Raw genomic sequence first — 13,541 nt, forward strand, 5'->3', positions numbered from 1 at the left:
GGAGAGAAAATGAAAATCAAACAATTGTCAATATTTTTACAGAACAGAATGGGAAGCCTTTCAAAACCTTTGGAAGTCCTCACCTTTGCAGACGTCAACATCAGGGCAATGTGCATGGCGGACACTTCTGAATTCGGCATATTAAGACTTGTAGTGGATGACCCTGAAAAAGGAAAGGAAGCACTTGAACAGAATAATTTCCTTGTAAAGATGACTGAAATCATCGGTGTTGAAATGAATGACACACCGGGCGGTCTTACAAGCGTTTTGAAAATCATTAAAAACAACAATATCGATCTGGAGTATCTATATGCATTTTCACATGACAAAGCGAATAAAGCTATTTTACTGCTTCATGCAGACGATATAGACAACCTGATTAAAGTGCTTCAGGAAAATAACGTAACACTTGTACCTAGCGAAGAAGTTTACAACCTTTAGACTTCTTCATCCTTATTTTTTAGCTCATCTATTTTTTCATTTAAAACCTTAATTTCCATAGTCAAATCATCAATCTTTGATTCCAAATCATTGTGACTGCTTCTGCTGATTCTTGATACATATATTGATGAAATAACGGCAGTCACTGTTGAAAAAATAAGTATTCCACCAATCATTGCGACTATGCCGATAATTCTGCCTGAAGTGGAAACCGGAACAACATCACCATATCCTGTGCTTGTAATTGATACGACAACATACCACAGTGCAGTGTTTAAGTCATGGATAGTAGGATCCAAGAGTCTTACAAGCAATGTTACGGTGAAAACAAACAGAATTGCTATAAATATGATTTTATCCAGATATGTTGTTCGCAAAAACTTTGAAAATGCCTTTTGGGTGTCACGGGCAAGAACAAACAGTTTGATGAATTGTATTAATTTGATTAATCTCAATGCCCTGAGGAAAATGAAATCAAACGGAAGCATTCCCAAAATGCTTAAGGAATTATCCTTCATGTACTGTTTTTTGTCATCAGAATTAATATAACTGTAAATGAACTCAATCCACAGTACAATACACAATATGAAATCAAAAGCAAGAACAGAATATCTTAAAGTTAAAGAAACATCAGAAAATGTGATATATATTAAAAATAGAATATCAATTACCATCAAAAAAATAACTGATAGGTAAAATACTTGCTTTCTTTCCATGGATTACTATCTATCTAAAGATATATTTAAAATATCAGATTATCAACACAGTTAACCAGTTCACCAGCAAGTTTTCGTGAAACTTCCATCGGTTCATATGAATAGCATTCATAGACAATTGTAGGAATTCCAGCTTTTGCCGTAGGTTCTGTAATAAATGATGGACTTGAGCGGAATTCCGGCTCATAATAGACAACTCCATCTATCAGATTAATCAGTTCATTGACATATTCCGTTGACTTTTCATCAAAGCCGGGTGCAAAGACAAAGTTGGTAATCTTATACTCACCAGGACCATTGGATCCCCTATTGGAGTGAATATCCATAAATAAATCATATTTATTGTTAATAATTTCATCCTTGACAAATTCCTGAGCCAAAAGCTGACCTTCCAAACGGCCTTCGCTTTCACTGTCTGGATTGTCAACTTCAATATTGTAGAGATAATAGCAGTAGTTTAAGCTTTCACAAGCAGTTAACTCTTCAAACAGTGCCCTGTGAGACTTGCTTTCAAGCGGATGCATTCCAATGAGATATGCAATTTTAATATTGGAATCCGAATTGCCGAAAGGACCATGAATATATACACTACCTAAGTCATTTTTTCCAAGTAATTCGGAGTCATAATCTTTTGAGTTAACTTTAGCTTCAGTTGTAGGGCCTTCAGGATAATTCATGGTAAAATCTCCAAAAATAAAAAAAATAGGACTAGATAAATCTAGTCTTCGGATGGTGCGCGTCCACCTAATTCTTTGTTCAATTCATACATCAATCTGTTGTCGCCGTCTGCAAATTTAGCTTTAGCGACTAATTCCATTGCGTTTTCTTCTTCTTCAACCTGTTCTTCAACAAACCATTGGAGGAAGTTGTTGGTTGCGTGGTCTTTTTCTTCAATAGCCAAATTGACTAAGTCGTTGATTAAGCCGGACACTTTTTTCTCATGTTCTAAAACATGTTCAAATGCTGCTAAAGGAGGATCCCATTCGGTTTGAGGTCCTTCAATATCAGTTAAAGTTACAGAAGCTCCTCTTCTGATAATGTAATCGTAAAATTTCATTCCATGTTCCAATTCTTCTTCTGCCTGTACTCTCATCCAGTTAGCAAATCCTGCTAAGTCTTCGTCTTCAAAATAAGCTGCCATGGATAAGTATAAATATCCTGAATAAATTTCAGCGTTTAATTGAGCATTTAATGCTTTTTCCATATTTTCTGATACCATAATATCACCAGTATAGATTATGTAATTTCTTTAATATAAAGATTAAGTTTAGAAATGGTAACCATTAATTTGAAGAAAAACAAAGTATTATCATGATTGAAAAATCCGTTTATGAAGATTATGAAATTGATTTCAGCGACACATACACTAGTGATGATGCTTATTATTTTATCTTTAATGAAAACAGAGAGTTATATCTTGAAAAAAAAGAGTTAATTAGAGATATTAGTGATTTAGACATTAATTTTTCACTGTACATTGGAAAATACAAAAATAAGGACTGTTTTGTGGCTAATGCTAATTTCAAAGAAGGTTTTGATTTAAGACAAGTCTATGAATTCAACAGGGACCTATATTTAATGGGTACAAAAGCAGTTCTTGTAAACGATTGGTATATATCACATCAGTATTGTGGAAGATGTGGAACCAAGACTGAAGTAGATGAAAAGGACATGATGTTAAAATGCCCTTCCTGCGGTCAGGTTCACTATCCCCGCATCGCTCCTGCAATTATTGTGGCCATTAGAAAAAATGATGAACTGCTGATGGCCAAGCATTCATACCATGACAGCATCAGGTATGCACTGATTGCAGGATTTGTGGAACCTGGCGAATCCATTGAAGAAGCTGTCCACAGGGAAGTCAAAGAAGAGGTTGGAATCAAAATCAAAAACCTGAAATATAAGAAAAGCCAATCCTGGCCCTTTCCGAATTCACTGATGCTTGCATTTGAAGCGGAATATGAATCCGGTGACATTAAAGTTGACGGTGATGAAATACTTAAAGCAAAATGGTTTAAAAAAGATGAAATAATCAGATATGATTCCGATATCAGCATATCCGATTGGTTGATACAGGATTTTATTGACAACCATTAATTATTTGGCCAAATCATTTAATGTTTCTCCAGAAACCCTATAAACAGTCCATCCTTCCATAGGAACAGCACCTAAAGACAGGTAAAAGTCAATACTTGGCTGGTTCCAGTCAAGGCATGACCATTCAAAACGTCCACAATCCCTTTCAACTGCAATTTGGGCTAATTTTTTAATTAATGCTTTGCCATAACCTTTTGATCTGAATTCAGGTTTCACATACAAATCTTCAAGATATATTCCTGCTTTTCCGAGAAATGTGGAAAAGTTATGGAAAAACAATGCAAATCCCACTTCGACATCACCTTCCATTGCAAAAATGACTTCAGCAGCGTTTTTATCAAATAACCATTCTTTTAAGACTTCTTCAGTTGCAACAACCTCATCTTCCAATTTTTCATATACTGCTAAACCATTAATGAATTCCAAAATCAATCCACAATCATTTTCGCTAGCAAATCTAAATGATACATCAGACATTTTTTTCACCCTTTAATTATTGTCAAAGCAGTTATTCCTGCCTTAAGCCTACCTAATCCTTCAGCCAATAACTTTTCAGGACAAGCTATATTCATCCTCAGGAAGTTGTCACCGCATTGGCCAAAATCAATTCCTGCAGATAAAAATAATCCTTGATTATCTCTTAAAAAACCGCTTAAGACTTTTGAGGGAACATTTAAAGCCGAACAGTCCAACCATAGCAAATAAGTCGCATCTGAAGGAACCAGTTTTATTATAGGCAATTCATTTGCCAGATAATCCTCTACAATTTGTTTATTTTTATATAAAACCTCTTTTAGCTCATCCAGCCATTCACCAGACTCATTGTAAGCTGCCATTACAGCACTTGCTGCAAACACATTACAGGCATCTGAATTGTCAACATGCATCTGAGTTTTTATCTTTTCAAGAAGTTCATTATTTTTTGTGTGGACAATTGAGCTTTGAAAACCTGCAACATTAAATGATTTTGAAGGGGAAAGACATGTTATGACATTTTTCCAGTCTGATGACATTTCAAAAGGATTGTAACTGACTCCGGGATCTGTTAAATCACAGTGGATTTCATCTGATATCAATACAACATTATGTTTTTTACATAACTCACCAATTCGAGCCAAATCCTCTTTTGACCAGATTTTTCCGATTGGATTGTGAGGATTGCACAAAATCATCAGTTTAACTTTTGTGAGTTTCTCATCCAAATCATCAAAATCTATTCTATATTCACCGTTTTCATAAATCAGCTCATTTTCAAGGACTTTTCTGTCATTATCTTCAATCACATAGAAAAACACATGATAAACTGGGGACTGAATCAGTATTTCATCCCCAATATCAGTCAGACATCTTATCATTGATGAAATTGAAGGCATTACGCCTATTGAATAGAGCATGTCTTCACGGGACATCCTAAAGTCATATCTTGAATCCCACCAGCTGATGTAAGCTTCAAATAACTCATCAGGAACAATATTATACCCGTAAACCGGATGATTTGCCCTTTTTAAGATTGCTTCCTGAATTGGCGGAGCAACCTTAAAATCCATATCTGCTACCCACATAGGCAGATCATCGTTAAATAAGTCCCATTTAAGGCAGTTTGTGTTATTTCTATCTATAACGCTTTCAAAATCATATTCAGTATTTTTCATAGTGGATTCTCTCTTCATCAAACTTGTCCATGAATTTGTTTTCCCAGCCATCGGCAGGATAGCCCAATGTTATTACACAGAACGGCTTTTGGTTTTCATTGTCAAGACCAAATAATTCTGCAACTTTCTCCATTGTCTCTTCGGTCGGCGCTACACCATTCCAGAGACCGCCTAAACCAAGGTTTACTGCTTCAAGAAGCATGTTTTCTGCAGCTGCGGACATGTCCTGTTGCCAGTGAAGCTTATAAAATGCCCTTTCAATATTTGCCACAAGCAAAATTGCTACAGGAGCAGTTTTGACTCTAGGTTTGATTTCAGCTAATTTCTCCAGAGTATCTTTGTTTTTAATAACAACAAATTCCCATGGCTCAGAACCTAATCTGGAACCAGGAGCCTGCATTCCCGCTTTTAGGATTTTTAAAATATCTTCATCACTGACTTGTTTATCTTCATATACACGGATACTTCTTCTTGTATTAATTATCGTTTCAAAATCACTCATAATAATCACTTGCTTAACTGAGCACCTATTTCAAATGCCTTTTCCAAATCTTTTGGAAACTGCAGTACATACTGTTTCTGTTTGGCCTCTTCGCTGAATCCTGCCATGTTGTACTTGGAGTATTTGGAAACCTGCAGAGTATCGCAAACAGGATAGGAAACAACTTCCCCATTTAAAAAATTAAATAGATATTCCGTTTTTGCCAGATTGTCCTTCATATTATTTGCAAAGAAATCAAATGGAGCATTCATTGTATAAAAGAGCCCCACATTGACCTTTCCAGTGAAATAACTGGACCCGTCATCATAGGACAGAATACAAAAGATTAATCTTTCAACCAATGCCCGAAATTCGCTTGTAGGCTCTCCAAAATAAATCGGAGTTCCTATAAGCAATGCATCCGCATCAAAAATCTTTTCAATTAACGGAGCCAGGTCATCTTTCCAGTAGCATTTTCCTTTGGTTTTATCCTGCATTTTGCATACAAGACAACTTCTACATCCTTTAAAAGCCAAATCATATAAATTAATGTATTCCGTTTCGGCACCAACAGATTCGGCTCCCTTTTGGGCAGCCTGCATGATTTCTGCGGTGTTCCATTTCTTCCTTGGACTTGCATTAATCACAATCGTTTTCATAGTTAATCTCCTTATTAGTATATGATTAATGAAAAAAATAAGAAAAAAATAATCCAAAGAAGGATTATTTAATTATTTTTTAAATCTTCTAATTGCAGTTGATCCAATTAACATCATAACCAATAACATTACTAGTATAGGGTTACCTGTTGGGTAACTTGTTAAGTCAACGCCTTTAGAAGGAATGGCATCCGGAGATGTTTTATTCTTATCTAATGGCAGGACCCTGATACTACCTATACCGTCTATAGGATTATATTTATCATCACCTGAATAATAAACTTTTATTTCATGTGTGCCTTCGCTTAATCCAGGAACAACAAATATTGCTTTTCCATTATCGATAGTGGCAGTATATTCTTTTCCTTCAACTACAATTGTTATTGTACCTGTCGCATCGCTTGGAACCGTTACAGTGATTACACCATCTTCGCCGACTTTAATATCCGGAGCTTCAGTGTTGATTGTAGGGGTAAATTTGGATACTTTGAACTCACCAGTAGCGTTTGAAGGCAGGTATTTATCGTCACCACTGTAATAAGCTTCAACGTCATATTCACCGGCTTTAAGGCCAGGAACTGTGAATTGGGCTTTTCCGTTTTCAACAGGTGAAGTGTAATTTCTGCCGTCAACGGTTATTGTGATATTGCCTTTTGCATCAGTGTAGTTTACAAGTACCTGAATGCTTTCATCTTCACCAACGTAAATGTCATGTGTTGTGATATCTAGTGAAGTTGGTAAAGCCCTTACTCTAAATACATCACTTGTATTGACACTTGTGTAATTTTCATTACCGCCATATATAGTGAATGCCGGATAAAGACCAACAGGCAAGTTAATGATGTTCCATGTTGCCCTTCCATTATAATCTTCATGGATGCCAACAGCTAAAACATCAGTGGTTACAACACCATTTTCTAAACTAACAGTCACAGTAATGCCGTTGACTGTAATGTTTACAGATCCTGGTGCATTAACTGTTATGTTTAAGATTTCAACTTCTCCAACCCAGATGTCTTCAACTTCTATTGTGATTATCGGTTTTACAGGAGATACGACAAATGAACCTGTAGTTGAATTTCCGTTATGGTTATTGTCTCCGCCATAGACCACTTCAACAGGATATGTTCCTCCGCCCAAGTCATCAATAGGCAATTCAGCCTTGCCGTTGTTGACTGGAACGTTTTCATATGTTTTATCGCCGACTGTGATATTTACAGTGCCAGTTACGTCTTCAGGCAATGTTACGACAATCACTTCCACATCACCATAGAAAATATTCTGGGTATCCAGGTCAATTGGAGTATCAACCTTTTTGACATTGAAAGGTTCTGATCCGTTGGTTGAAGTGTAATTCTCATTTCCGCTGTAAGTCACATCGACAGTGTAGTTTCCGGCAGGCAAATCAGGAACAGTAATGTTGACAGTTCCGTTTTCAACAGGAATATCCACAAATGTTTTATTTCCAACAGTTATATTGACAGTGCCTGTCGCATTTTCAGGCAATTCTATGATAATTGTTTCATTGTCTCCATAAGTGATATTTACCGGAGTAATATCCATTGGAGGAATTGCCTTATTGACTGTCAATTTGGAAGCGTTATTTGCAACAGTGTGATTTGCATCAACCATTGTGGTTAAATTTACCACATAATCTCCTGCAGGTAAATCAAGGCCTGTGATATTTTCACCAATGCCAATAGTGCCGTTTGCGACTACTTTTCCTTCAGTATTGATGATTTGATAGATTACACCAGTGGCATTTTCACTGACAACAGGAATTATGATTGCTTCACCATAAGTCACGTTTACATCCTCAGCACTGACGAATGAAGGAGCCTTGTTTACAGTTACGTTTTCACTGGAGCCATTGGTTTCAGTATCATTCTCATTAGACTTAGCAAATGCAACATTACTGAAATTACCCTCTTTAACAACACGAACAGTTAACTCAACAGAAGCTGTTCCATTAACATTGATTTTATTGATAGTCCAGGATACAACACCATTAGCATAATTAACACCAGGATTCAACTCAGCAATAAACTCAAATGCTGAATCTAATTTATCAGTAATATTAACACCAGTAGCATTGGAAGGACCATTATTAGTCACATTAATGGTAAATTTGACCAAATCACCAACAGTGACATTCGTAGCATTAACAGTCTTATTCACAGCCAAATTAACAACAGGATTAACAGTAATATTAGTTCCATTCTCAAATGTAGTTTTATTCTCGTTTGCAACAGCAGAAGCCACATTAGTAAATGTTCCGTTAGCTTTAACCCTAACTTCAACCCAAACAGTAACAGAACTACCATTAACGATATTAAGGTTACTCCAAACAACAACATTATTAACATCCGCTTTAACATCTCCAGACGCATTAACAAACTCAAATACAGAATTTAACACATCAGTAACATTAACGCCAGTAGCATTAGCAGAACCAGTATTATTCACAACAATATCAAACCTGACAACATCACCAACATTAACAACAGAAGCATTAGCAGACTTAGTAATGTTTAAAATAACAGTTCCTGCAGTAACATTCTCACTGGAGCCATTGGTTTCAGCATCATTCTCATGAGAGACAACGCTTGCAACATTGCTGAAATTACCCTCTTTAACAACACGAACAGTTAACACAACTGAAGCTGTTTCATTGACATTAATCTTATTGATAGTCCATGATACAACACCATTAGCATAACTAGCGTCAGGATTCAAATTATCAATAAATTCAAATGCAGAATCAAGCCTATCAGTAATATTAACCATAGTAGCATTAGAAGGACCATTATTAGTCACGTTAATAGTGAACTTGACCAGATCACCAACAATGACATTCGTAGCATTAACAGTCTTGTTCACAGACAAATTAACAACAGGATCAACAGTAATGTTTGTTTCATTTTCAAACGTTGTTTTATTCTCGTTTGCAACAGCAGTAGCCACATTAGTGAATGTACCGTTAGCTTTAACCCTAACTTCAACCCAAACAGTAACAGAACTACCATTAACGATATTAAGGTTACTCCAAACAACAACATTATTAACATCCGCTTTAACATCACCAGACGCATTAACAAACTCAAATACAGAATTTAACACATCAGTAACATTAACGCCAGTAGCATTAGCAGAACCAGTATTATTCACAACAATATCAAACCTGACAACATCACCAACATTAACAATTGACTCATTAGCGATTTTAGTCACATTCAAAATAACAGTTCCTGCCGTTACATTCTCACTGGAACCGTTAGTCACAGTATCATTTTCATGAGAGACAACGCTTGCAACATTGCTGAAATTACCCTCTTTAACAACACGAACAACTAACTCAACAGAAGCTGTTTCATTGACATTAATCTTTTTGATATTCCAAGATACAACACCATTAGCATAAGTAACACCCGGATTCAACTCAGCAATAAACTCAAATGCAGAATCAAGCCTATCAGTAATATTAACCAAAGTAGCATCGGAAGGACCATTATTAGTCACATTAATAATGAATTTGACCAGATCACCAACAATAACATTCGTAGCATTAACAGTCTTATTCACAGCCAAATTAACAACAGGATCAACAGTAATGTTTGTTCCGTTTTCAGATGGAGTACTGTTCTCCCTAGATTCGACAACAGCAAGATTAGTGAATGTACCGTTAGCTTTAACTCTAACTTGAACCCATACTGAAGTGCTATTGCCGCTTACAATCTTAGGAATAATCCATTTAACAACATTATTCTCATCTGCTTTTGCATTTCCAGATGCATTTACAAATTCGAATGCAGAATTAAGCTCATCAGTAATATTGACCATTGTAGCATTACTTGGACCATTATTAGTCACAGTAATTGTATAATTGACCAAATCACCGACACTGACATTACCAACAACATCAGAAGACTTGACAACAGTCAGATTGACAACAGGATTAACCGTAATGTTTGTTTCATTTTCAAATGCGGTCTTATTCTCATTGGCCTTAGCAGTGGCCACATTAGTGAATGTTCCATTTGTTTTAACCCTAACTTCAACCCAAACAGTAACAGAAGTACCGTTGACAATCTTAAGATTTTTCCAAACAACAACATTACTGCTATTTGCTTTAACATTACCAGAAGCATTTACAAACTCAAATGCTGAATTTAAACTATCCGTAATATTAACGCCAGTCGCATTGGCAGAACCAGTATTATTCACAGTAATATTAAACCTTACAACATCACCAACATTAACAATTGACTCATTACCTATTTTAGTCACATTCAAAATAACAGTTCCTGCCGTTACATTCTCACTGGAACCGTTAGTCACAGTATCATTCTCACGGGAAACAACACTAGCAACATTGCTGAAATTACCCTCTTTAACAACACGAACAACCAACACAACAGAAGCTGTTTCATTGACATTAATTCTATCAATAGTCCAGGATACAACACCATTAGCATAAGTAACACCCGGATTCAAATCACCAATAAACTCAAATGCAGAATCAAGCCTATCAGTAATATTAACCAAAGTAGCATTAGAAGGACCATTATTAGTCACGTTAATAGTGAATTCAACCAAATCACCAACAATGACATTCGTAGCATTAACTGTCTTGTTCACAGCCAAATTAACAACAGGATTAACAGTAATGTTAGTTTCATTATTAAATTCAGTATCATTCTCTTTAGCTTTAGCAACAGCAACATTAGTAAATGTTCCATTAGCAGTCACTCTGACTTGAACCCAAACACTAACGGATGTGCCATTAACAATCTTGGTAATATTCCATGTGATAACACCATTAACAGGGCGAACATTACCTGTAGAATTAATATATTCGAATGAAGAGTCGAGTTTATCAGTAATATTAACCATAGTAGCATTACCTGGACCATTGTTAGTCACAGTAATGGTATAATTGACCAAATCACCGACACTGGCATTACCAACAACATCAGAAGTCTTGACAACAGTCAAGTTAACAACAGGTTTAACAGTAACATCCGTTTCATTCTCAAATGTAGTCGTATTCTCATTGGCTTTAGCAGCAGCAACATTAGTAAATGTACCGTTAGTTTTTACCCTAACTTCAACCCAAAGAGTAACAGAAGTACCGTTGACAATATTAAGGTTATTCCAAACAACAACATTATTAACATCTGCTTTAACATTACCTGACGCATTAACAAACTCAAATGCAGGATTTAACACATCAGTAACATTAACACCAGTAGCATTGGCAGAACCAGTATTATTCACAGTAATATTAAACCTGACAACATCACCAACATTAACAATTGACGCATTACCGATTTTAGTCACATTCAAAATAACAGTTCCTGCTGTTACATTCTCACTGGAACCGTTAGTCACTGTATCATTTTCATGAGAAACAACACTAGCAACATTGCTGAAATTACCTTCTTTAACAACACGAACCTTCAACACAACAGAAGCTGTTTCATTGACATTAATCTTATTGATAGTCCAGGATACAACACCATTAGCATAAGTAACACCCGGATTCAACTCAGCAATAAACTCAAATGCAGAATCAAGCCTATCAGTAATATTAACCAAAGTAGCATTGGAAGGACCATTATTAGTCACGTTAATAGTGAATTCAACCAAATCACCAACGATAACGTTAGTGGCATTGACAGTCTTGTTCACAACCAAATTAACAATAGGATCAGCACTGATATTTGTTCTGTTTTCAGATGGAGTGCTGTTCTCCCTAGATTTGACAACTGCAACATTAGTAAATGTGCCGTTAGCTTTAACTCTGACTTGAACCCATACTGAAGTGCTATTGCCGCTTACAATCTTAGGAATAATCCATTTAACAACATTATTCTCATCCGCCCTAACATTTCCGGATGCATTGACAAATTCAAATGCTGAATTAAGCTCATCAGTAATATTGACCATTGTAGCATTACTTGGACCATAATTCGTAACAACAATAGTGAAGTTTACCAAATCACCGACACTGACATTTCCGATAACATTCGAATATTTAACAACAGTCAGATTAACAACAGGGTCAACGGTAATGTTTGTTTCATTTGATGTTCCTGTTTTGTTTTCGTTTGAAGTGACGCCTGCAACATTTGTAAATGTGCCGTTAGTAGTCACGTTAACAATGACCCAAACAAGAGCCTTGGATCCTTTAGTTAAATTACCGATATTCCATTCAATGCTTTCGATGCCGTTGATTTTTGAATATTGTCCTTTATTGCCTGTTATATTGTTTCCAGAATCAACATATACTAAACCGTTTGGCAAACTATCAGTGATATTAACGTCTGTAGCTTTAGAAGGACCATTATTTGTTATTTCAATTGTGAAATTGACCAAATCGCCAACATGAGCATTATCTGTTAGATTGGACTTCTTAATCATTGTGATATTAACAGCAGGTTCAATGACAACGATTGTTTTGCTTGAATTTCCTGTAGGATTTTCTGTTGAATTAACAACAGCCACGTTTTCATAGTATCCGTTATTTTTCGCTACAGCTATTAAATGAACAGTGACATTTTCCCCTTTGTTTAATTTTCCAATATTCCAAACTATATTCTGATTATTTCTGGTGTAGTTACCTGTAGCATTATGGAATTCAAATGCAGGATTTAATACATCAGTAATGTTGATGTTAGTGGCATTGGAAGGACCTCTGTTGATTACAGTAATATTGAATTCAACAAAATCGCCAACACTGGCATTTTTACCATAGGAAGCATTTGAAGATTTGATAATGTCCAAATTAGTAACCGGTTTTACAGTAATGTTAGTTTCATTATTAAATTCAGTATTATTCTCTTTGGCTTTAGCAACAGCAACATTAGTGAAAGTACCGTTGGTAGTTACTCTGACTTGAACCCAAACACTGACGGATGTACCATTAACAATCTTGGAAATATTCCATGTGATAACACCATTAACAGGACGAATATTACCAGTAGAATTAATATATTCAAATGAAGAGTCGAGTTTATCAGTAATATTAACCATAGTAGCATTAGAAGGACCATTGTTAGTCACAGTAATAGTATAATTAACCAAATCACCGACACTGGCATTACCAACAACATCAGAAGATTTGACAACAGTCAAGTTAACAACAGGTTTAACAGTAACATCAGTCTCATTCTCAAATGTAGTCGTATTCTCATTGGCTTTAGCAACAGCAACATTAGTGAACGTTCCGTTGGTTTTTACCCTGACTTCAACCCAAACAGTAACAGAAGTGCCATTGACAATCTTAAGATTATTCCAAACAACAACATTATTAACATCTGCTTTAACATTACCAGAAGCATTAACAAACTCAAAAGCAGAATTTAAACTATCCGTAATATTAACACCAGTCGCATTAGCAGAACCAGTATTATTCACAGTAATATTAAACCTTACAACATCACCAACATAAACAATTGACTCATTAACAACCTTAGTCACATTCAAAATAACA

Annotated in this window: 10 protein-coding genes; 2 read left to right on the forward strand and 8 right to left on the reverse strand. The window is 35.7% G+C overall.

The features are described 5' to 3' along the window. The first annotated feature begins 9 nt into the window (after positions 1 to 9). A complete protein-coding gene (locus ACKI2W_RS03285; protein ID WP_407379196.1) occupies positions 10 to 441 on the forward strand; it encodes an acetolactate synthase in 432 nt (143 codons plus the stop codon). Here ACKI2W_RS03285 and ACKI2W_RS03290 read toward each other — a convergent pair. From ACKI2W_RS03290 to ACKI2W_RS03300, 3 genes are read right to left on the reverse strand one after another with little or no spacing between them, the layout of a single operon-like run. Then, positions 438 to 1,157: an ion channel gene (locus ACKI2W_RS03290; protein ID WP_407379198.1), complete on the reverse strand. Its 720-nt coding sequence runs from the start codon at positions 1,155 to 1,157 to the stop codon at positions 438 to 440. The two genes, ACKI2W_RS03285 and ACKI2W_RS03290, sit on opposite strands and share 4 nt — an antisense overlap. A gap of 26 nt (positions 1,158 to 1,183) precedes the next feature. After that, positions 1,184 to 1,834: an adhesin gene (locus ACKI2W_RS03295; protein WP_407379200.1), complete on the reverse strand. Its 651-nt coding sequence runs from the start codon at positions 1,832 to 1,834 to the stop codon at positions 1,184 to 1,186. 41 nt (positions 1,835 to 1,875) lie between these two features. Continuing rightward, the gene (locus ACKI2W_RS03300) at positions 1,876 to 2,376 is read right to left on the reverse strand and encodes a ferritin (RefSeq protein ID WP_407379202.1); all 501 of its coding nucleotides are present in this window, start codon (positions 2,374 to 2,376) and stop codon (positions 1,876 to 1,878) included. Positions 2,377 to 2,468: 92 nt separating this feature from the next. On the opposite strand from ACKI2W_RS03300, the gene nudC reads away from it, so the two are divergent. Continuing rightward, positions 2,469 to 3,254 carry an NAD(+) diphosphatase gene (gene nudC, locus ACKI2W_RS03305; RefSeq protein ID WP_407379204.1) on the forward strand — a complete coding sequence of 262 codons (786 nt, stop codon included), beginning with the start codon at positions 2,469 to 2,471 and terminating at the stop codon, positions 3,252 to 3,254. Here nudC and ACKI2W_RS03310 read toward each other — a convergent pair whose 3' ends face one another. The 5 genes from ACKI2W_RS03310 to ACKI2W_RS03330 all read right to left on the reverse strand — a co-directional run bounded on the left by ACKI2W_RS03310 (position 3,255) and on the right by ACKI2W_RS03330 (position 13,528). Continuing rightward, positions 3,255 to 3,731: a GNAT family N-acetyltransferase gene (locus tag ACKI2W_RS03310; protein WP_407379206.1), complete on the reverse strand. Its 477-nt coding sequence runs from the start codon at positions 3,729 to 3,731 to the stop codon at positions 3,255 to 3,257. 5 nt (positions 3,732 to 3,736) lie between these two features. After that, the gene (locus ACKI2W_RS03315; RefSeq protein ID WP_407379208.1) at positions 3,737 to 4,906 is read right to left on the reverse strand and encodes a MalY/PatB family protein; all 1,170 of its coding nucleotides are present in this window, start codon (positions 4,904 to 4,906) and stop codon (positions 3,737 to 3,739) included. Then, positions 4,893 to 5,408, reverse strand: a complete 516-nt coding sequence (locus tag ACKI2W_RS03320) for a nitroreductase family protein (RefSeq protein ID WP_407379210.1) — start codon at positions 5,406 to 5,408, stop codon at positions 4,893 to 4,895. Before ACKI2W_RS03320 ends, ACKI2W_RS03315 begins: the two co-directional genes overlap by 14 nt. Positions 5,409 to 5,413: 5 nt before the next feature. Continuing rightward, positions 5,414 to 6,046, reverse strand: coding sequence for a flavodoxin family protein (locus ACKI2W_RS03325; RefSeq protein ID WP_407379212.1), 633 nt, complete (start codon positions 6,044 to 6,046; stop codon positions 5,414 to 5,416). Positions 6,047 to 6,118: 72 nt separating this feature from the next. After that, positions 6,119 to 13,528: an Ig-like domain repeat protein gene (locus ACKI2W_RS03330; RefSeq protein ID WP_407379214.1), complete on the reverse strand. Its 7,410-nt coding sequence runs from the start codon at positions 13,526 to 13,528 to the stop codon at positions 6,119 to 6,121. Positions 13,529 to 13,541: the final 13 nt, after the last annotated feature.

Origin of the sequence: Methanobrevibacter sp., from assembly GCF_045603845.1 — an archaeon.
Classification (GTDB): Archaea; Methanobacteriota; Methanobacteria; order Methanobacteriales; family Methanobacteriaceae; genus Methanocatella.